The sequence below is a fragment of the Wenyingzhuangia sp. 2_MG-2023 genome (assembly GCF_030548295.1).
Lineage (GTDB): Bacteria > Bacteroidota > Bacteroidia > Flavobacteriales > Flavobacteriaceae > Wenyingzhuangia.
The window spans coordinates 1-266 of record NZ_JAUOSB010000114.1 but is presented as its reverse complement, the minus strand read 5'-3'; the positions used below and the strand labels follow the sequence as shown (position 1 = coordinate 266).

The following is a 266-nucleotide window of genomic DNA, read 5'->3' as shown; positions in this document are numbered from 1 at the left end:
CCAAGTGCAGCTGGGTGACGATGTGCCTGCGTGGATTCGTGACGACGTTTGGCCGGATGTCGACCGCCAGGGCATCAACGGTCACGCTTGGGCCCGCGGCTGGTTCGCTGAGGCGCTGGCCAAGGGTCTGAGCCATGTGCTTGTGGATGCCCCGCCACGGGTGCTGCCAGACGGGCGCGAGATCCGCACGCAGGCAGACCAAAAGGCCGCGCGTGCTCAGCCGTACCTGATCCGGCTGTCTCCTGAGCGCGTGCTCGGGTGGAAGG

Annotated in this window: 1 protein-coding gene; it reads left to right on the top strand. The window is 67.3% G+C overall.

Translation table 11 applies throughout. The features are described 5' to 3' along the window. Positions 1 to 266: hypothetical protein (locus Q4548_RS16860; RefSeq protein ID WP_303457216.1), on the top strand; the 266-nt coding region annotated here is incomplete at both ends.